The organism is Prosthecomicrobium sp. N25 (assembly GCF_037203705.1).
Lineage (GTDB): Bacteria > Pseudomonadota > Alphaproteobacteria > Rhizobiales > Ancalomicrobiaceae > Prosthecodimorpha.
This window is the reverse complement of record NZ_JBBCAT010000004.1, coordinates 234,940-252,957: the sequence shown is the minus strand read 5'-3', so window position 1 is coordinate 252,957 and position 18,018 is coordinate 234,940. Positions and strand designations below refer to the sequence as shown.

At 70.8% G+C, this 18,018-nt stretch carries 19 protein-coding genes; 5 read left to right on the top strand and 14 right to left on the bottom strand.

Going from position 1 to position 18,018, the window contains the following annotated elements:
- Window positions 1–36 precede the first annotated feature (36 nt).
- The 5 genes from WBG79_RS23420 to WBG79_RS23400 form a co-directional block, all read right to left on the bottom strand.
- Entirely contained in the window at window positions 37–738 is a 702-nt protein-coding gene (locus tag WBG79_RS23420) for a sulfotransferase family 2 domain-containing protein (protein WP_337359657.1), read from the bottom strand.
- Complete coding sequence (locus WBG79_RS23415) at window positions 735–1,547, bottom strand: ATP12 family chaperone protein (protein WP_337359656.1); 813 nt, start codon at window positions 1,545–1,547, stop codon at window positions 735–737. Before WBG79_RS23415 ends, WBG79_RS23420 begins: the two co-directional genes overlap by 4 nt.
- 6 nt (window positions 1,548–1,553) lie before the next feature.
- The gene (locus tag WBG79_RS23410; RefSeq protein WP_337359655.1) at window positions 1,554–2,222 is read right to left on the bottom strand and encodes an HAD-IA family hydrolase; all 669 of its coding nucleotides are present in this window, start codon (window positions 2,220–2,222) and stop codon (window positions 1,554–1,556) included.
- Window positions 2,223–2,322: 100 nt separating this feature from the next.
- Entirely contained in the window at window positions 2,323–3,081 is a 759-nt protein-coding gene (locus WBG79_RS23405) for a hypothetical protein (RefSeq protein ID WP_337359654.1), read from the bottom strand.
- A gap of 216 nt (window positions 3,082–3,297) precedes the next feature.
- Window positions 3,298–4,191 (bottom strand): RluA family pseudouridine synthase, encoded by an 894-nt coding sequence (locus WBG79_RS23400; RefSeq protein ID WP_337359653.1) that lies wholly within the window; start codon window positions 4,189–4,191, stop codon window positions 3,298–3,300.
- Window positions 4,192–4,328: 137 nt separating this feature from the next.
- Here WBG79_RS23400 and WBG79_RS23395 point away from each other — a divergent pair, with 137 nt between their 5' ends.
- On the top strand, window positions 4,329–4,997 hold the full coding sequence (locus WBG79_RS23395) for a hypothetical protein (protein WP_337359652.1): 669 nt from the start codon (window positions 4,329–4,331) through the stop codon (window positions 4,995–4,997).
- Between the two features lie 6 nt (window positions 4,998–5,003).
- Here WBG79_RS23395 and WBG79_RS23390 read toward each other — a convergent pair whose 3' ends face one another.
- Together WBG79_RS23390 and crcB are read right to left on the bottom strand one after the other, a co-directional pair.
- Window positions 5,004–6,005 (bottom strand): RluA family pseudouridine synthase, encoded by a 1,002-nt coding sequence (locus WBG79_RS23390; RefSeq protein WP_337359651.1) that lies wholly within the window; start codon window positions 6,003–6,005, stop codon window positions 5,004–5,006.
- Between the two features lie 48 nt (window positions 6,006–6,053).
- A complete protein-coding gene (crcB, locus tag WBG79_RS23385; RefSeq protein WP_337359650.1) occupies window positions 6,054–6,461 on the bottom strand; it encodes a fluoride efflux transporter CrcB in 408 nt (135 codons plus the stop codon).
- Window positions 6,462–6,715: 254 nt separating this feature from the next.
- On the opposite strand from crcB, the gene WBG79_RS23380 reads away from it, so the two are divergent.
- The gene (locus tag WBG79_RS23380) at window positions 6,716–7,744 is read left to right on the top strand and encodes an HD-GYP domain-containing protein (protein WP_337359649.1); all 1,029 of its coding nucleotides are present in this window, start codon (window positions 6,716–6,718) and stop codon (window positions 7,742–7,744) included.
- Between the two features lie 7 nt (window positions 7,745–7,751).
- Here the strand turns inward: WBG79_RS23380 and WBG79_RS23375 are convergent, their stop codons facing one another.
- Both WBG79_RS23375 and WBG79_RS23370 read right to left on the bottom strand, forming a co-directional pair.
- A complete protein-coding gene (locus WBG79_RS23375; RefSeq protein ID WP_337359648.1) occupies window positions 7,752–9,062 on the bottom strand; it encodes a replication-associated recombination protein A in 1,311 nt (436 codons plus the stop codon).
- Window positions 9,063–9,171: 109 nt separating this feature from the next.
- Window positions 9,172–10,572 (bottom strand): DegQ family serine endoprotease, encoded by a 1,401-nt coding sequence (locus WBG79_RS23370; protein WP_337359647.1) that lies wholly within the window; start codon window positions 10,570–10,572, stop codon window positions 9,172–9,174.
- A gap of 210 nt (window positions 10,573–10,782) precedes the next feature.
- Here WBG79_RS23370 and WBG79_RS23365 point away from each other — a divergent pair, with 210 nt between their 5' ends.
- Window positions 10,783–11,631: a sulfite oxidase heme-binding subunit YedZ gene (locus WBG79_RS23365; RefSeq protein WP_337359646.1), complete on the top strand. Its 849-nt coding sequence runs from the start codon at window positions 10,783–10,785 to the stop codon at window positions 11,629–11,631.
- A gap of 7 nt (window positions 11,632–11,638) precedes the next feature.
- Here the strand turns inward: WBG79_RS23365 and WBG79_RS23360 are convergent, their stop codons facing one another.
- The 3 genes from WBG79_RS23360 to WBG79_RS23350 all read right to left on the bottom strand — a co-directional run bounded on the left by WBG79_RS23360 (window position 11,639) and on the right by WBG79_RS23350 (window position 15,641).
- Window positions 11,639–12,607, bottom strand: a complete 969-nt coding sequence (locus tag WBG79_RS23360; RefSeq protein ID WP_337359645.1) for a hypothetical protein — start codon at window positions 12,605–12,607, stop codon at window positions 11,639–11,641.
- Between the two features lie 92 nt (window positions 12,608–12,699).
- Window positions 12,700–14,712, bottom strand: a complete 2,013-nt coding sequence (locus WBG79_RS23355; RefSeq protein ID WP_337359644.1) for an ASKHA domain-containing protein — start codon at window positions 14,710–14,712, stop codon at window positions 12,700–12,702.
- 5 nt (window positions 14,713–14,717) lie between these two features.
- On the bottom strand, window positions 14,718–15,641 hold the full coding sequence (locus WBG79_RS23350; RefSeq protein WP_337359643.1) for a dihydropteroate synthase: 924 nt from the start codon (window positions 15,639–15,641) through the stop codon (window positions 14,718–14,720).
- Between the two features lie 211 nt (window positions 15,642–15,852).
- On the opposite strand from WBG79_RS23350, the gene WBG79_RS23345 reads away from it, so the two are divergent.
- Together WBG79_RS23345 and WBG79_RS23340 are read left to right on the top strand one after the other, a co-directional pair.
- Window positions 15,853–16,104, top strand: a complete 252-nt coding sequence (locus WBG79_RS23345; RefSeq protein ID WP_337359642.1) for a ribbon-helix-helix domain-containing protein — start codon at window positions 15,853–15,855, stop codon at window positions 16,102–16,104.
- A gap of 1 nt (window position 16,105) precedes the next feature.
- Window positions 16,106–16,405 carry a type II toxin-antitoxin system RelE/ParE family toxin gene (locus WBG79_RS23340; protein ID WP_337359641.1) on the top strand — a complete coding sequence of 100 codons (300 nt, stop codon included), beginning with the start codon at window positions 16,106–16,108 and terminating at the stop codon, window positions 16,403–16,405.
- Between the two features lie 7 nt (window positions 16,406–16,412).
- Here WBG79_RS23340 and WBG79_RS23335 read toward each other — a convergent pair whose 3' ends face one another.
- Together WBG79_RS23335 and WBG79_RS23330 are read right to left on the bottom strand one after the other, a co-directional pair.
- Entirely contained in the window at window positions 16,413–17,477 is a 1,065-nt protein-coding gene (locus WBG79_RS23335) for a methylenetetrahydrofolate reductase (protein ID WP_337359640.1), read from the bottom strand.
- Window positions 17,474–17,983, bottom strand: a complete 510-nt coding sequence (locus tag WBG79_RS23330) for a methylenetetrahydrofolate reductase C-terminal domain-containing protein (protein ID WP_337359639.1) — start codon at window positions 17,981–17,983, stop codon at window positions 17,474–17,476. The genes WBG79_RS23335 and WBG79_RS23330 overlap by 4 nt, the downstream gene beginning before the upstream one ends.
- Window positions 17,984–18,018: the final 35 nt, after the last annotated feature.

Sequence of the window (18,018 nt, the reverse complement as noted above, 5' to 3'; positions counted from 1 at the left end):
CGCCCGGCGCCGCTCTAGCGCAAGGCGGCCGCAACGTCAAAACTCGAAGCCGAACGCCTCGATTTCGCGCCGGTAGCGCTCCGCGACCGCCGCCCGTGTCGCCGGCGTGTGGTGCCGCCGGTAGTCGCGCGAATCGGCGCTCCGGATGCCGGACTTGGCGGCCGGCAGCGCCGGCGGCGGGTCGATGCCGAGGCGCGCCATCAGGGCCACGAAATCGTCCTCCAGGCGGTCGTGGCGCAGCACCACGTCGGCGACGATCCGGCCCGCGATCGAGTATTTCTCGAAGTTGTGGAACGCGTGCCGGCCGGACGGGTCGAGCACGTGCTCCTCGAAGGACGGCCGCCCGGGCCCCGCGTTGCGCATCGCCCAATGGTAGCCCGACAGCTCGCGGTCCCAGGGGTTCCGCTCGATCGTCACCTTGAGGTAACGGTCGAAGATCTCCGCCCCGAGGGCCTCCCGGACCTGCGTCGCGCTCATGTGCGGCCAGAACCGCATCAGGGCCGGATCGGGCCGGTTGCGGGCGCGGAGCAGGCGGAGCGGCCAGTCCCACGGCCGCTCCCGCCAGGGCCTCAGGTAGTTCTGCGGCCCGCGGCCGCGCCTCAGCCGCTCGTCGGGCCGCGACACCGGCGTGACCACGTCCTCCGGCCCGCAGATCTCCGAGAGCGCCAGCTCGACGCTGGTCCCCCCCGTCTTGCGGGTCTTGATGAAGAGGAAGCCGTGCCGGTGCGACACGATCATCCCGGACCGGTCTCCCGCGCGAAGGCCGAGGCGGCCTCGAAATCGCGCCGGCGCGCCTCCAGGCGGGCGACCGCCTCCGGGTCGCGACCCCAGAGCGCCATGTTCCAATCCTCGTCGATCTGCGCCGCCGTCCAGGCCTCTTCGCGCCCGAGACGGCCCTGGAGATGCGCGAGCGCGATCAGGAGCGAGCCGGTGATTGTGGTCATGGAGTGCAGCCCCGCCAGCCGCCAGGGGTCGAGCCCCTGAACCGCCCGGCCGACCGCGGCGAGCGCCTCCGGGTCCTGCGCCACATGGATGATCCCCTCCGCGACGAGAAAGCGCGCGCCATAGGCCTCCTCCACCCAGTCGAGCACAGGGTCCCAGAGCTCCGTCTGCCGGTCGACCAGCCGCTCCGGCGTGCTCGCCCGGTAGGAGACGAGGTCGGTCCCGGCATATTTCAGCGCATCGGCGGCGACCTCCTCCCGCCGCTCCACGACGCCGTCCACCACCGCGTTGGCGAGCCGGGTATGCGGCATCGTCGCCGGGTCGATCCGCTCCCCCTGCGCCCCCCACTCCGCGGCAATCAGCGCGGCGAGGTCGGGGCGCGGCACCGCCAGGACCTTGCGGGCCGGCGTCCGGACCGGACGGCCGTCGAGCAGGATGCGGTGCCCCTCCTCGGCGGGCTCGGCCGTCGCGTCCTTGTAGAAGCGCTTGGGCAGCTCGGTCCGGAACGCGTTGCGCGCACGCTGGACAGGATCCGGGTCGAAGGCCGACGCCTCGAACCGGGAGGGATCGTAGTCCTTGGGATCGTAGGAGAGAAAGTCACGCATGTTTCGTCAAGACCAGTCGAGCAGGCGGCCCGCCACGCCGTCGAGGTCCTCGTAGCTCTCGAGGATGGCCTCCGCGCCGGCGCGCCTGAGGGTTTCGGGATCCATGTAGCCCCACGCCACCCCGATCGGGCGGATGCCGGCGGCGCGGGCCATCTCCATGTCGTAGGAACTGTCGCCCACGATGATGGCGCGATCCGGGTCGATCCCGGTCTCGTCGAGCGCGGTCAGGATCATGGAGGGATGCGGCTTCGACGGATGGTCGTCCGCCGTCTGGATCGTCGCGAACCGGCCGTGGAGGGCGTGGAGGTCGAGCAGCGAGGCGACGCCGCGTCGCGACTTGCCGGTGGCGATGCCGAGCACGACCCCGTCCCGGGCGCCGAGCCGCTCGATGGCGGCGAGGGCTCCGGGGAAGAGCGGCTCCTGCCGGTGCGGTCCGGCGCGCAGCTCCTGGAAGGCCCGGCTGTAGGCCTCGGCCAGGTCGGCGATACCGGCGTCGTCCGTATCCGGGGCGAGCCGGCCGATCGCGATCTGGAGCGAGAGCCCGACCACCCCGAGGGTCGCCTCCCGGCTCGGCGGCTCGCGTCCGAGCGCCAGGAAGGCCCGGTCCATCGAGCCGACGATCATGTGCTGGCTGTCGACGAGCGTGCCGTCGACGTCGAAAAGGATGAGATCCATCGGTGCCCCCCGTCGCTGCGGGAGGTGTACTATTCCGATCCCTCCAGGCCAAGCCGCATCCGCGTCCGGCGCCGGATCTTCTCCGGCGCCGGAGGGTTGCTCACTGTCCCATTGTGCCCGCGTCGTTCGGGCAGTGCGGATGCCCGCTCGCGTCGGTGGTCAGCACGATCTTGTCGAAGGCCGTTCCGACGCTCGGGCCGGGCGCCTTGTTGAGGAGGGCGCGGACGCGGAAGGCCGTGGAATGGTCCGCGCAGGCCGTGTCGCCGGAGAGCCCGAGCCCCCCGACGGCGGTGTTGCCGCTGTAGAGTCCGAGGCCGCCGCCGAACGTGATCGTACCGCCGACCCGCAGGCCGACCATCGGGTCGTTCGGCGTGCCGAACTGCGAAGACGGTCCTTCGTAGACGCCCGCCGCCTGCACATTGCCGCCATTGAGGCCGTAGAGAGGGTTTCCGGGGGCGAAGCCCGGGAAGGCCCCGTTGGCCGGGGCGCCGGACTGGACCCAGGGGTAGAGCGCGGCCGTCGAGACGGCGGCCTTGTCGAGGCTGAGGCCGTTCGCCGTGAAGGCCTTGGCGGAGGCGATCTGCCGGCTGAGCAGCCACTGCGAACTGACCGTCGGCCCCGAATAGGCGACGGCGCAGACGATGCCGGACCGGTTCACCACCACGCCCCAGTAATCGTTGTTGAGGCCGGTGCTGTCCTGGCCGGCGGCCGTGACGAGCGCACTCTTGAGATCGGCATGGGTGACGGGGCAGCCGTCCGGAACGCGCCGCTGGGACTGGGCCGAGGCCTCGCCCGAACCGAGGACGGCCGTCGCGAGAAGGCCGGCCGCCGCAAAACGAAAGAGAGTCGTATGGGTCATCGCAAATCTCCAAGCACAGAAAGTCTAGAACCCCGAATCTGATTCGGCCGGACCCAGAAATAAATTCGTTAACAAATAGTAAACGCCAATCCCCGGCGAATCAGCTGCGGAATTCATCTGACATTCTAGTAATGAATGATCGCAATTACGCGTCAACAGCCGCGTGACGAGAAATGTTTCATTTTGGCTGGGGGGGTCGAGGTCTGTAACCGGCAGTCAATCCGCGACGTCAAAGACCGCAGGCACTGGGGCGGACAGATCGAGGGTTCCGCCTCGCGGATGCCGGAAGGTCAGGCGGGCGGCGTGCAGGAGCAGCCGGTCCGCGCGCTGCGCTGCGGCCCCGCCATAGAGGCGGTCGCCCAGGATGGCATGTCCGATCGCCGCCATGTGGACGCGCAGCTGGTGCTGCCGCCCGGTCTCGGGCCGCAGCGCGACGAGGCTCCGCGCCCCGTCCGGGCTCGCCGACAGGACCGCATAGCGGGTGAGGGCCGGCGATGCCTCCGGACGATGACCCGCCACGACGCGTCCGCCCGCCGCGGTCTCCACCTTGGCGAGGGGAAGCTCGATCGTGCCGGTTCCCGGGCTCGGCACGCCCGCGACGACCGCCCGGTACTCCTTCGTCACGTCCCGCGCCGCGAAGGCACGCCCGAGTTGCGCCGCGATCTCGCGCCGCCGGGCGGCGACGATCAGTCCGGAGGTGTCCTTGTCGAGCCGGTGCACCAGTCTCGGCCGCCCGTGCTCCGGGTCCGCATAGGCGGCGAGGAGGCCTTCCAGGTGCCGCGTGGTCCGCGTCCCCGCGTGAACGGCGAGCCCTGCCGGCTTGTCGAAGACCAGGAGCTCGTCGTCCCGATAGACGAGAATCGAGTCGAGGAAGGCCCGGTCGGTCGGCGACGGCTCCGCCGCCGCCTCTCCTCCGGCACTGGGGGCCGCCCGCAGGCGGGCAGATTCGCCCCCGAGCCCGCCGAGGCGCACGACCTGGTCGGCACCGAGCCGGTCGGTCGGCTTCGCCCGCCGCCCGTCCACGGTGATGCGCCCGCGCCTCAGTGCATTCGAAACTGCTCCGAACGCTAGTTGGGGCCAATGTATTCGAATATACCTATCTAATCGCATTCCAGCCTCGGATCGATGCACCGATCGGCACATCGGATCCTGCGGCGGCGGAGCGAACGGGTCGGTCATGGGCCTCGTTCTCGGGTCGGGGCACCGGCCCGCACTGGGGCCCGGAAATCTGGGGCGGGAATGGTCGCATGAAGTTCGGAAGAGAACCAAGTCGCCTCCTGCTCGCCTTCCTCGTCCTCCTCGCGTCGGCGCTGCCCGTCCGGGCCCAGAACCTGGAACTCGTCGGGCCGCGGCTCGACTCCTCGGCCTACTGCGCCGGCGACTGTGCCGTGTCGCTCTTTGCCGGCCGCCGCATCGACAGCGCCATGTCCAAGATGTTCGGCGTGGACGGTTTCGTTCCGCCGTCACAGTGGAAGTGGGGCGACGCCGGCTTCGTCGGCCTGGCCGTCTCCAAGCGCCTGCTGTCGGTCGGCGAGTTCGTCCGCTTCGAGGGCGAGGTCGGCGTCGGCAAGCGGTTCGGGGCTCAGACCGAGGGCGAGGCCTGGGTCGCCCTTTACGGTCGCTGGATCTGGTTCCCTTGGAACAACTACGTCCGCACCAGCGTGGCGGTCTCGACCGGTTTCAACGTCGCGACGGACGTGCCGAAATACGAGGAGGAGCGCAGCGGACGGCGCGCCTACCTGCTGCACTACCTCTCCCCCGAGGTGACCTTCGCGGCCCCGGACAGCAACTGGGAGGTCTTCGCCCGCCTGCAGCATCGCTCCGGCGGACGCGACTGGTGGGGCAAGGCCGCGATCTTCCGCAACGCCGCCGGCGGCATCCAGTTCGGCACGCTCGGCGTCCGCTACAAGTTCTGAGCGGCCTCAGTCCTCGGTCTCCTCCGACCTGTCGTACGCCTTGGCGTCGAAGCCGAGGAGGTTCCAGGACTGCTGCATGTGCGGCGGCAGCGGCGCCGTCACGTCGATCGAGCCCTTTCCGCGCGGATGCGGCAGCACGATCCGCCGGGCCAGCAGGTGGAGCCGGTTCTGCATGCCCCCCGGCAGGTCCCAGTCCCGTTTGACGAAGTATTTCGGGTCGCCGACGATCGGGTGGCCGATATGGGCACAGTGGGCGCGGAGCTGGTGCGTGCGCCCGGTCACCGGCTTCAGCGACAGCCAGGCGAGCTTCGGGCCGGCCGTGTCGACCACCGCATAGTGGGTCAGCGCATGGGCCGCCCCTTCCTCGCCGTGGCGGGCCACCTTCATGCGCTCACCGTCCGCCTCGTCCCGGGCGAGCCAGGTCGAGATCCGGCCCTGCTGCGGCTTCGGCACGCCGGCGACCAGTGCCCAATAGATCTTGCGCGCCGAGCGCGAGCGGAACGTCGCCGCCAGTTCGGCCGCCATCGAGCGCGTCTTGGCGACCACCAGGCACCCGGCCGTCTCGCGGTCGAGCCGATGCACGAGCCGCGGCACCTGCCCCTTCCTGTCCTTGAGCGCCTCCAGCATGGCGTCGACGTGCCGGGTCAGCCCCGACCCCCCCTGCACGGCGAGGCCGGCCGGCTTGTTGAGGACGAGCACGTCTTCGTCTTCCCACAGGGTGATCGACCGCAGGAACGCCGCGTCGTCGCCGTCCGCCCGCGGCATCGCCCGCTTCGGCGCCTCCTCGCCCTCCGTGGTCCCCGCGGCCAGCGGGGGGACGCGCACGGACTGCCCGGAGACGAGGCGCGTCGAGGTCTCCACCCGCTTGCCGTCCACGCGCACCTGGCCCGTGCGGACGAGCTTCTGCAGCGCGCCGAAGCCCAGGCCCGGGTAGTGCAGCTTGAACCAGCGGTCGAGCCTGAGCCCGGCCTCGTCCTCGACGACCGCCTTGTTTTCGACCTGTGCCATGGGGCTTCCCTTGGCCGAATCCCGGGCGCGATGCAAGGCCGAACCGGGTCAGCCCACCATCAGGGACCGCGTCGCCGCCGCGGCGAGCACCAGCGCCAGGATCGAGACCGCCACGGACACGACCGCATAGACCGTGGCGGTTCCGACGGCACCCCGCTGCCAGAGCGTCAGGACGTCGAGCGAGAAAGCCGAGAAGGTGGTGAAGCCCCCGAGGACGCCGGTCATCAGGAAGAGGCGCAGCGCGTCGCCGCCCCCTTCGGGCGTCCAGCGCAGCACGATGTAGGCGGCGACGAAGCCCATCACGCCCGAGCCCACCACGTTGACCGTCAGCGTCCCCCAGGGGAAGCCCGGCCCGAACAGGGCGAGCGCCGCGAGGCTCGTCAGATACCGCAGGACGGACCCGAGCCCGCCGCCGACGAAGACCAGGACGACATGCAGGAGAGGCGGAACCGCCATGGTGCGACTCGGGTGACCGTCGGAGGGATGCCGACATCATAATCGAGTGACCGCAAACGCCAACTTGGCCGCCGACCGCGCCCTCGGCACAACCGCGTTCATTGCCGTAACGGTAGCCGTTCACTGCATATTAGGGCCTGCTGCTCCAACGTTCTGGACACGACCACCGGAGGTACTTGCAATATACTCGCAATTACCGCTAATCGGGGCGACGGGGGATCGGGGTGACTGTGAGAAGAGCCGAACTGACCGTCTTGGCATCTGAATCGCGCGCGGAGGCCTGGACGACTGCCACACGCGAGACGATCCGCCTGGTTGTGCTCGGCACCGGCCCGGCGCCGCGCCTTGTGGGCAAGGGTCCGCTTCTGGTCGACCTCGACATGCTCGCCCCGGACCACGTCCGCTTCGCCAAGCAGGCCCTGTCCGCCTGGCGCGGCGAGCGGATCTTCTTGCTGAGAGGCGTCAACCGGCTCGCCGAGGCCCAGGCGGCCGCGCTCGGGGCGAGCCGCATCGTGCGGCCCTCGGAGCTGGCCGCCCTCATCGCCCCTCCAGTCCGCACCGCCCCCAAGCCTGTCGAGGATCCCTCCCCCGCCCTCGGCTCCGTGGACCGGGGCATGCGAGCGCTCGAAAGCAGCTTCGCCGGGATGGCGACCGGCGCAACCATCGACCCTGCGGCCATCCTGGAAACAGGTCGCGCCATGATCGGCGCGATCGAGACCGTCGGCATCCTGCACTGGCTCGACACGGTCCGCGACCACCACTCCGGAACCTATCAGCATTGCCTGCTGGTGACCGGCCTCGCCATCGCGTTCGCCCGCGCGGCGGGCCTCGCCGAACCCGATGCCCTGTCGCTCGCCGCCGCCGGTCTCGTCCACGACATCGGCAAGGCCCGCGTGCCCCTGGCGCTGCTCGACAAGCCCGGCCGGCTCAGCCTGGAGGAGCGGCTGATCATGCAGGCCCACGCGGTGCACGGTTCGCTGTACCTGCAGCGCCAGGACGCCTTCACGCCCGAGATCCGCGACATGGTCCGCCACCACCACGAATACCTTGATGGGAGCGGCTACCCGGACCGTCTCGTCGCGGACCAGATCCCCACCCTGACGCGCATGCTGACCATCGCGGACGTCTTCGGCGCCATGGTGGAGAAGCGCGCCTACAAGCACCCCGTGCCCCCCATGGAGGCCTATGCCGCCCTCGTCGGCCTCGCCCGTCAGGGCAAGCTCGACGCCGCGCTGGTCGACGCGTTCAGGCCGGTCGCCGAAAGTCTCGCGGTCCAGGGCTGAGGCAAGGTCAGCCCCCGCCCCGCTCGCGGCGCAGCCGCGCCCACCACTCCAGCCGCTTGCGGATCTCCCGCTCGAAGCCGCGTTCCACCGGCTCGTAGAAGCGCCGGCGTCCCATCGCTTCCGGGAAGTAGTCCTGTCCCGAGAAGGCGTCCGGCTGGTCATGGTCGTAGAGATAGCCCTCCCCGTAGCCCTCCGTGGCCATCAGCTTCGTCGGCGCGTTGAGGATGGTCTTCGGCGGCACCAGCGACCCGCCCTCCTTGGCGGCCCGCTGCGCCGCCTTGAAGGCCGTGTAGACGGCGTTCGACTTCGGCGCCGTCGCCACGTAGACGACCGCCTGCGCGATGGCCAGCTCGCCCTCCGGCGAGCCGAGGAAGTCGTAGGCCTCCTTCGCCGCATTGGCGACCGCCAGGGCCTGGGGGTCGGCCAAACCGATGTCCTCGACCGCCATCCGCACCACGCGCCGCGCGATGAACAGCGGGTCCTCCCCGCCGTCCAGCATGCGCGCGAGGTAGTAGAGCGCCGCGTCCGGATCCGACCCGCGCACGGACTTGTGCAGGGCGGAGATCAGGTTGTAGTGCCCGTCCTGGGACTTGTCGTAGATCGGCGCCCGCCGCTGGACGACCTCGGCGAGCGTCGCCGCGTCGAACACCTCCCCCGGATCCGCCGCCCGGTAGACGTCCTCGGCGAGCGTGATCGCCGCCCGGCCGTCGCCGTCGGCCATCCTGACCAGCGCCGCCCGCGCGCCCTCGTCGAGAGGCAGCGGCCGCTTCAGCTCCGCCTCGGCCCTTTCGAGCAGCCGCCCGATGGCGGCCTCGTCGAGGGACCGGAAGGTCAGCACATGCGCCCGCGACAGGAGCGCGGCGTTGAGCTCGAAGGACGGGTTTTCGGTGGTGGCCCCGACGAGCACGATCGTGCCGTCCTCCATCACGGGCAGGAAGCTGTCCTGCTGGGCGCGGTTGAAGCGGTGGATCTCGTCGACGAAGAGGAGCGTCCCCTGCCCGGTCGCCCGCCGGCCGCGCGCCGCCTCGAACACCTTCTTGAGCTCGGCGACGCCCGAGAAGATGGCCGAGATCTGCTCGAAGTGGAGTTTCGTCTCGGTCGCCAGCAGCCGCGCTACGGTCGTCTTGCCCGTCCCGGGCGGCCCCCAGAAGATCAGGCTGCCGAGCGAGCCGGAGCGCAGCATGCGCGAGATCGTCCCGTCCGGCCCGACCAGATGCTCCTGGCCCACCACCTCGTCGAGCCGCTTCGGCCGCAGCCGGTCGGCGAGCGGCCGCGGGGCGGATCGTTCCAGGCCGGCGGCGGAGAAGAGATCGCTCAAGGCTCGCCCCTGCAGTGACGCTGCGGCCGGGGAGCCGGTCGCCCGGTCCCACCCCGCACCGGGGAAGTGGGAGCCCGGCCCCCGTCCGGCAACGGGCTTCCGCCCGGCATCAGCCCCGGAACGCGAGGCGGACCACCTGCCCGTCCCGCTGGATCGCCAGCCGCCAGAGCCCCGGATCGGACTGGCTGACCCGTTCCAGCGTGCGCGTGGAATCGATCTTGACGCCGTTCACTTCGACGACGACGTCACCCTTCTGGAAGCCGACGCGCGCCGCCGCGCTCCCCTCCGTCACGGTCTTGACGATGACGCCCTCGGCCGTGCCGTTGAATCGCAGCTCCTCGGCGACTGCCGGCGACAGGTTCACGACCGTCGCGCCCTGGAACGGCGATCCGCCCTGGATCGTCCGCTCGTCGCGCGGCACCGTCTCGGGCGCCGCGGCGAGCGCGATCTCGATGGTCTGCGGGCGCCCCTGGCGGAGCACCGCGAGCCGGGCGACGCCGCCGAGCGGCCGGGTCGAGAAGCGGTAGCCGAAGCTGTCGGGATCGTCGACCTCGACGCCCTCGATGCTGACCACCAGGTCGCCCACCTTGAGACCGGCGCGCGCGGCCGGACCGGCCGCGTTGAGCCCCGAGACGATCACGCCTTGCGGCCGCTTCAGCCCGAGGCTCTCCGCCATGTCGGGCGTCACCGTCTGCAGGGTGGCGCCAAGCCAGGGGCGCCGGAGCGTGCCGCCGTTGCGCGCCTGCTCGGCCACGAACTTGACCATCGCGACCGGGATCGCGAAGCCGATGCCGATCGAGCCGCCCGAGCGGGAGAAGATCGCCGTCGGCACGCCGACGAGCCGGCCGTTGACGTCGACGAGCGCGCCGCCGGAGTTGCCCGGGTTGATGGCCGCATCGGTCTGGATGAAGAAGCGGAAGTCGCTCACGCCGACCTGCGTGCGCGCCAGCGCGGAGACGATGCCCTGCGTGACCGTCTGGCCGACCCCGAACGGGTTGCCAATGGCCAGCACGATGTCGCCCACCTCGACCTGGTCGCTGTCGCCGAACTCCGCGAAGGGGTAGTCGCCGCGCTCCTTGATGCGCAGGATCGCGAGGTCCGTCCGGTCGTCCTTCAGCACGATGTCGGCCTCGAACTCGCGCCGGTCCGACATGGCGATCTTCACCTCGGTCGCGTCCTTGATGACGTGATGGTTGGTCACGATCAGGCCAGAGCGGTCGATGATGACCCCGGAGCCGAGCGAGGACTCCATCCGCTCCTTCGGCATGCCGAGCGGCCCGTCGCCGAAGAAGCGCTTGAACAGCGGGTCGTCGAACATGGGCGAGAGCCCCTGCTGCCGCACCGTCCGGATCGCGTAGACGTTGACGACCGCCGGGGCGACCCGCTTCACGACCGGCGCGAAGGAGAGCTGGAGCTGCTGCTTGGTTTCCGGGACGACCCGGGTCTGCGCCGCGGCGGGGGTGGCGGCGGCGAGGAGGAGGACGAGGAGGGCGACGAGTCGCAACGGCATGGGAGACCTCTCGGCAGTCCCGTCCGGTTTAGGCGATGGCGAGGGGCTTGCAAAGCCCGAGCATACCGCGTCGATCCGCCTCGCGACACGGGCGGCCCGCCGCCCGGCCCGCCCCTCGCGCGCCGTTCCGCGAAACGTGATCGCCCGCTTGAAACTTCGCCCCGTGCGGCGCCGTATTGATCCTCGTGGTCGGTGCGGAAGAGGTACGGCTTGGCTCCCTGGTACGACAGAAGCGGACGGTTCTCGGTCCTGAAGGCGGCGGCGCTCGCCTGCGCGCTCCTGCCGGCGCTCTGGCTCGCGCTGCGCTGGCAGCAGGGCTGGCTCGGCGCCCGCCCGCTCAACGAGGCGATCCACCAGGCCGGCCTGTGGTCGATCCGCTTTCTCCTCGCGACCCTGGCGGTGACCCCGCTGCGCCATATCGGCGGCTGGACGAAGCTGATCTCGATCCGCCGCATCCTCGGCGTGACCGCCCTCGCCTACGGCCTCCTCCACCTCGTCCTCTACGCCGGCGACCAGGCCTTCGACCTCGCCAAGATCGCCTCCGAGATCGTGCTGCGCACCTACCTGACGATCGGCTTCCTGGCGCTCTGCGCCATGGCGGCCATGGGCGCCACCTCCACGGACGCGGCGATCCGCCGGCTCGGGGCCGCCCGCTGGCGCCGTCTTCACGCCCTGATCCACCCCGTCGCCGTGCTCGCGGTCCTTCACTTCTTCATGCAGTCGAAGATCGACGCCAGCGAGGCGGCCCTGATGCTGGGCTTCCTCGTCCTCCTCGAGCTCTACCGGGTGCTGATCCGCCGCCGCATCGCCCTGACCTTCGTGCCGCTCGCCGCGACCGCCGCCGTGGCGGGCCTCGCCACCGCCCTGCTCGAGGCCGGGTGGTACGCCGCCGCCACCAAGGTGCCCCCCGACGCGGTCCTGGAGGCGAACCTCTACCTCGACCTCGCGGTCCGTCCCGCCTGGTGGGTGCTCGGGGTCGGGCTCTCAGCCGCCCTTCTCGGCCGCGCCACGCCGCGCGCCGAGGCCGACGCCCGCCGCCCGGCCCGCGCCGCGGTCTGAGCCCCGGTCAGGCCGAGCGCGGACCGAGCCGCTGGATGAGGTTCACGTCCGCCGCCGAGCCTGCGTCGAAGGACACCGGCCGGTGCACCGGCACCATGATGCCCGCATGGTTCGGCACCCAGTCGACGGCGTAGTCGCCCTGCAGCAGCGAGCGGGGGATCATGATGTGGACGCTCCCGAATTCGCTCTGCGCCTCCCGGTAGCGCGCCGCGATCCGGCGCAGCGTGTCGGCCCGGTGCCGCATCTCCGGCTGGTAGGCGACCGGGTCCTCGCCGCCGATCCGGCGCAGCGCCTCCTCCCACACGACGAGCGCGTGGAACTGCCTGTCGATGTAGTCGTCGGCATTCTTCTCGTAGATGACCGCCACCACGAAGCGGAACACGTAGCAGTCCTCCCCGAGCGCCATCTGCATGGCCCACTCGTTGGCGAGATGCTGCCCGATGAGGTTCTCGATGGGCTGGTAGACCCGCCGGTATTTCATGAGCGTCGTGTTGAGCGGCGGCAGCGGCGGCAGACCGAGCTGCACCCGCCGGGCACTCCGCCAGTTGTGGATCCAGATGAGCAGGCCCCGCTCGCGCTTCTTGGGCGGGAACGAGACCCAGGGCCGGTCCTTCTTGACGAAGAAGGTCTGGATGCGGACGCCGAAGGCGGTGCGCGGGTTGAGGTAGATGTCGGCGAGCTTGCGCGGGCCGAGGAGCGCGTCCATCAGCAGGATCGGGCGCCCCTCCACGAGGGTCACGACGGCGAGCCCGCAGTCGAGCACGTTCGGCGTCTCGCGCCGGAGGTCCATCCAGAGCCCCGAGGCCATCCGCCCGGCGAAGCTGCCCGCGACCCCCAGGATGGTCTTGACCAGCGCGTAGAGATTCTTGCCGACGAGGCCGACCAGGACGCCGATGAGCAGCACCGTGAGTTCCGGCAGCTTCTCGAGCTGCAGGAAGTCCTGCGTGCGGTTCATCAGGTCCGTCAGACCGTCCATGCGGCTCGTCCCGGCTCGGGTCGGATCCAGCGCCTTCTAGCAGGATTCCCTTTCCGCCGCGTTCCCGGGAAAAGGCCTGCCGTCGCCGGCCCTCAGCCCCTCCGGCGCCGCCGCTCCCGCCCGCCCTCGCCTTCGCCGGACGGCGCGCCGCGCGCGAAGACCCGGCCGAGCGCCGCTTCGAGCCGCGGAAACGGGTCGGTCTTGTGGGGGATCGCCATGGCGCCCACGAAATGCGCCTGGAAGGCCGGCTCCAGCGCCGTCTCGATCTTCTCGATGCGCCGCACCACCGCTTCGATTTCGCCGCGCGCGCCGGCGTTCAGGAGCGCGATGCGCGCCCCGGTCCCCGCGGCGTTGCCGGCCGAGCCCACTTTGGCGAGGTCGCAATCCGGGATGAGGCCGAGGATCATCGCGTAGGTCGTGTCGATGTGGCTGCCGAAGGCGCCGGCGAGCGTGATCCGGTCGACGCTCGAGATGCCGTAATGGTCCATCAGCAGCCGGATGCCGGCGTAGAGCGCCGCCTTGGCGAGCTGGATGGCGCGGATGTCCGCCTGGGTGACGACGATGCGGGGCTCGCCCTCGCGCACCACGTACGAGAAGGTGCGGCCCTCCGGCACGACGCGCGGCGTGCGTGCCGCCATCGCCCCGTCCACGATACCGTCCGGCGTCAGGAGGCCCGCGAGCAGCATCTCGGCGACGGCCTCGATGATGCCGGAGCCGCAGATGCCCGTCACACCGGTCGCGGCCGTCGCCTCGTCGAAGCCGGGCTCGTCCGACCACAGGTCCGAGCCGATCACCTTGAAGCGCGGCTCCAGCGTCGCCGGGTCGATGCGGATGCGCTCGATGGCGCCCGGGGCGGCGCGCTGGCCGGAGGAGATCTGCGCACCCTCGAAGGCCGGACCGGTCGGCGACGAGCAGGCGAGCAGCCGGTGCCGGTTGCCGAGGACGATCTCCGCATTGGTGCCGACGTCGACCAGCAGCGTGACGTCGTCCTTGAGGTAGGGCCCCTCGGAGAGCACGACGCCGGCGGTGTCCGCCCCGACATGCCCGGCGATGCAGGGCAGCAGGTAGGCCCGCGCCCCCGGCGCCAGCGCCAGCCCGAGTTCGCCCGCGGGCACCTCCATGCCTCCGTCGACCGTCAGGGCGAAGGGCGCCCCGCCGAGTTCCGTCGGATCCAGGCCGAGCATCAGGTGGTGCATGATCGGATTGCCGACGATCGTGACCTCCAGGATCTCGTCCGCCCCGATCCCCGCCTCGCCCGCGACCGCCTCGGCCAGCGACTGCAGCGCGGCCCGCACGGCGGCCGTCATCTCGCGCTCCCCGCCGGGGTTCATCATCACGTAGGAGACCCGGCTCATCAGGTCTTCGCCGAAGCGGATCTGCGGATTCATGATCCCCGAGGAGGCGAGCACGTCGCCGCTCGCCAGGTCGCAGAGATGCGCCGCGATCGTGGTGGAGCCGACGTCGACCGCCAGCCCGTGCATCGCCTCCCGGAAGCCCGGGAACAGGGCGACCAGGTCGCGCCCCTGCCGGACCGCTGCGGTCACCTTCCATTCGCCGGCGCGCAACGTCTTCTGCAGGCCCTTGAGGACGGCGAGGTCGGCACGCAAGTCCCGGATCCCCCACTGCGCCTCGAGTGCTTCGGCGAGCCGCCGAAAGTCGCTCGACGGGTCGTGCATGTCCGGCTCACGGACCTCGACGTAGTGGAGATGCACGACCGGATCGACCGCGATCGGATGCGCCTCGGCCCGCTTGCGCACGACCTGCCGGTGCACCTGGCTGTCCGGCGGCACGTCCACGACCAGGTCGCCGCAGACCCGCGCCTGGCACCCGAGCCGGCGCCCGGGCGCGAGCGCGCCGCGCTTCTCGACGTAGCGCGCCTCGACCGCGTTCCAGGCGGTGGCGTGGTCCGCCGCGCTCTTGATGCCGAGCTTGGGGTTGGCCCCCTCGGTCGGCACCACCTGGCAGCGCCCGCAGATCCCGCGCCCGCCGCATACCGAATCGAGGTCGACGCCGAGCCGGCGGGCGGCCTCGAGCAGCGTGGTTCCCTCGGCGAAGCGGTCGCGCTTGCCGGAGGGGGCGAAGAAGACCAGGTGATCGCGTGCCAAGTCGCCTACCCCCGCGCCCGGCGGCGCCCCTCCCGGTCGCGCCGGCCGCCTCCGCCCTCCGGATTGGCCGCCGCCCCTTCCGGGGCTGGCTCCCGGTACTTGCGGATCCAGCTCATGCAGTTCGGGTCGTGGCCCATGACCACGTCGGCGCCGAGGATCGCCTGGATGTCCTCCGCGTGAAGCGGGTTCATGATGGCCGAGGTCAGGCCCGCCCCGATCATCATCGGCATGAACGCCGCGTTGAGCCCGCGCCGGTTGGGCAGGCCGAAGGAGAAGTTCGAGGCCCCGCAGGTCGTGTTGACCTTGAGCTCGCCCTGCAGCCGCCGCAGGAGATGCATCAGCTTGGCGCCCGCGTCGTTGATCGCCCCGACCGGCATGACCAGCGGGTCGACGACCACGTCCTCGCGCGGGATGCCGTGGTCGGCCGCCCGCTCGACGATCTTCCGGGCCACCGCGAAGCGCACGTCCGGATCCTCCGAGATGCCCGTCTCGTCGTTCGAGATGGCCACCACGGCAGCTCCGTATTTCTTGACGAGCGGCAGCACGCGTTCCAGCCGCTCCTCCTCGCCGGTCACCGAATTGACGAGAGCCTTGCCCTTGTAGACCGCGAGCCCGGCCTCCAGCGCCTCGACGATCGAGCTGTCGATCGACAGCGGCACGTCGACGGTGTCCTGCACGAGCTTGACGCATTCGGCGAGGATCTTCGGCTCGTCGGCGAGCGGGATCCCGGCATTGACGTCGAGCATCTGCGCCCCCGCCTCCACCTGCGCCAGCGCGTCCGCGACCACCCGCGAATAGTCCCCGGCCGCCATCTCGGCCGCCAGGAGCTTGCGCCCGGTCGGATTGATGCGCTCCCCGATCATCACGAAGCGGCGCTCGAAGCCGAGGACGACCTTGCGCTTCTCGGAGGTGACGACGGTCTCGGTCATGGAAGGAATCCGGCGAGGGTTGCAGCTTCGCCGGACGCTAGGGGCTCCGGGGGCCGGCGGCTGTCCTTCATGCGACGGCGCCCCTCGCCCCCGCGCCGTCGAAGAGCCGGGCGGACCGGGGCGGCACCGGCGTCGACGTTATGACGTAAAGGCATGTCGCTGGTTGCAAGTCCACCCTCGTCATCCCATACTCTCCTCCGAGGAGTCCGCCATGCCGACGACCGTTCGACTGACCGAAGCGCAATCCGCGTATGTCGCCGACAAGATCGAGGACGGAACCTATGAATCCGTCGAGGAGGCCACCCGCTGCGCCTTCGACCTTCTGCGCGAGGAAGACGCCGTCAAGCTCGCATGGCTTCGCGAGGCCGTGGCCGAGGGTGAGGCGAGCGGGATCTACGGCCCTGTCGACTTCGAGGCCCTGAAGGCGGAAGCCAAGTCGAGATCCGCTCGCAAACGCGCATGAGATGGTCGACCTTGTTTTCTCGAACCAGGCGCGGCGTGACCTGCTCGAGATCTGGGAGTGGATCGCCCAGGAAGACGAGACACTCGCCGAGAAGGTCATGGCGGAGCTCGAGGCCTCCTGCCTCAGACTGACGCGCTTCCCCGAACTCGGCCGGCCGAGGCCCGACTTGTGGGAGGGGTCCCGGTCGATACTCGTGAAACGGTGGATTGTGGTCTATCGTCGGGAGGGCCCGGACATCCTGATCCAGCGTGTGGTGTCGCCCAGCCGTGATCTGCAGAAGCTTCGCTGGGACCTGCCCTGACCGCGCTTCACCCCTCCCCGGCCCGGGCGAGGTTTTCGCTGAGCCGCTGGTCGAGATCGAACCCCGGCCGCGTCAGGTCGCGCCGCCAGGGCTGCCGGCCCTTCAGGACGCCGGACTCGTGGACCATCTCGGCCACGTACTCCTCCTGCCGGTAGGCCATGACGTGGACGCCCGCGACGCCCGGGATCTCCCGGACCTGCTGGATGATCTCCACGCAGATGCGCTTGCCCTCCGCCTTGGCGTCCTCGGCCCGCTCCAACCGCTCGACGACCGCGTCCGGGATATGCACGCCGGCGACGTTCGCCCGCATCCAGCGGGCCGTCCTGGCCGACGCGAGCGGGCCGACGCCGACGAGGATGAAGCACCGCTCGTGGAGCCCCATGTCGCGCACTCGCTCCATGAAGCGCGCCAGCAGGGGCACGTCGAAGCAGTACTGCGTCTGCACGAACTGCGCCCCGGCCGCCACCTTCTTGGCGAGACGGATCGGGCGGAAGTCGTAGGGCGGCGCGAAGGGGTTCTCGGCCGCCCCGACGAAGACCGGCGGCGGCGTGGTGATCTTGCGCCCCGACAGGAACTTCGCCTCGTCGCGCATGCGCCGGATGGTGGCGACGAGCGAGGTCGAGTCGAGGTCGAAGACCGGCTTCGCCTCCGGATGATCGCCCGACTGCACCCCGTCGCCGGTCAGGCACAGCACGTTGTTGACGCCGAGCGCCGAGGCCCCGAGCACGTTGCCCTGGATGCCGATCCGGTTCGTGTCGCGGCAGGAGATCTGCAGCACCGGCGAGAAGCCGACGCGGGTCAGGAGCGCGCAGATCGCGATCGACGACATGTGGCAGTTGGCGCCGGAGCCGTCCGTGGCATTGATCGCGTCGACCCATCCCTCGAACACCGACGCCCGCTTGTAGACGTCCTCGGCATCCGCCGAGTCCGGCGGGTTCAGCTCCGCCGTGACCGCGAACTCGCCGCGCCGCAGCACGCGTTCCAGCCGGCCGCGCGACGTGTGCCCCGGCAGGGCCGGCAGCGGATCCCAGGGATTCTCGCCGAAGTCCTCCGGGTGGAGCCGGGAGGTCATTCGCCGCCCCCCTTCTCCCGCATCACGGCGAGCCAGCTCGAACGTCCCTTGAGCCGATGGTCGATCGCCGGCTGGACCTCACGGATCCGGTCGCCATCCTCCATGCGGCGCGACCCCTCCCAGGCCTTCACCCAGACGCAGGGCATCTCCGGATAGACCTCGCAGCCGCCATCGGACCGGACCCCGCCGCAAGGGCCGTTGCGCAGGTTCTTCGGGCAGTTCATCGGGCAGGACATGCCCGTCGACGACAGGATGCACTGGCCGCACATGCGGCAATCGAAGAGCGCTCCCTTCACCCCGCGCTCCACCGCCGCCACCGGCCCTTCCAGGCGGGTCCAGCCCGCCCGGCGGGCCAGCGGCAGGAGCCGGAGGAGCAGCCGCTCGAACCTCGCGTAGAAGCGGGCGAGCCCGCCCGCATGGGCCACGGACCAGAAGCGCAGCGCGAAGCGGTCGCGCGGCCGGGGCGGCTTGCCCGGGGGTTCGAAGGCGGCGGGAACGCGCAGCATGGCCCTTCTCGGTCGAGGCTCCGGGGGCGCGCGGC

Bases quoted from the DNA above. Each gene is read 5' to 3' on its own strand.
- WBG79_RS23420 (WP_337359657.1), bottom strand. From the start codon at position 738: ATGATCGTGTCGCACCGGCACGGCTTCCTCTTCATCAAGACCCGCAAG.
- WBG79_RS23415 (WP_337359656.1), bottom strand. From the start codon at position 1,547: ATGCGTGACTTTCTCTCCTACGATCCCAAGGACTACGATCCCTCCCGG.
- WBG79_RS23410 (WP_337359655.1), bottom strand. From the start codon at position 2,222: ATGGATCTCATCCTTTTCGACGTCGACGGCACGCTCGTCGACAGCCAG.
- WBG79_RS23405 (WP_337359654.1), bottom strand. From the start codon at position 3,081: ATGACCCATACGACTCTCTTTCGTTTTGCGGCGGCCGGCCTTCTCGCG.
- WBG79_RS23400 (WP_337359653.1), bottom strand. From the start codon at position 4,191: ATGCGATTAGATAGGTATATTCGAATACATTGGCCCCAACTAGCGTTC.
- WBG79_RS23395 (WP_337359652.1), top strand. From the start codon at position 4,329: ATGAAGTTCGGAAGAGAACCAAGTCGCCTCCTGCTCGCCTTCCTCGTC.
- WBG79_RS23390 (WP_337359651.1), bottom strand. From the start codon at position 6,005: ATGGCACAGGTCGAAAACAAGGCGGTCGTCGAGGACGAGGCCGGGCTC.
- crcB (WP_337359650.1), bottom strand. From the start codon at position 6,461: ATGGCGGTTCCGCCTCTCCTGCATGTCGTCCTGGTCTTCGTCGGCGGC.
- WBG79_RS23370 (WP_337359647.1), bottom strand. From the start codon at position 10,572: ATGCCGTTGCGACTCGTCGCCCTCCTCGTCCTCCTCCTCGCCGCCGCC.
- WBG79_RS23360 (WP_337359645.1), bottom strand. From the start codon at position 12,607: ATGGACGGTCTGACGGACCTGATGAACCGCACGCAGGACTTCCTGCAG.
- WBG79_RS23350 (WP_337359643.1), bottom strand. From the start codon at position 15,641: ATGACCGAGACCGTCGTCACCTCCGAGAAGCGCAAGGTCGTCCTCGGC.
- WBG79_RS23345 (WP_337359642.1), top strand. From the start codon at position 15,853: ATGCCGACGACCGTTCGACTGACCGAAGCGCAATCCGCGTATGTCGCC.
- WBG79_RS23340 (WP_337359641.1), top strand. From the start codon at position 16,106: ATGGTCGACCTTGTTTTCTCGAACCAGGCGCGGCGTGACCTGCTCGAG.
- WBG79_RS23335 (WP_337359640.1), bottom strand. From the start codon at position 17,477: ATGACCTCCCGGCTCCACCCGGAGGACTTCGGCGAGAATCCCTGGGAT.
- WBG79_RS23330 (WP_337359639.1), bottom strand. From the start codon at position 17,983: ATGCTGCGCGTTCCCGCCGCCTTCGAACCCCCGGGCAAGCCGCCCCGG.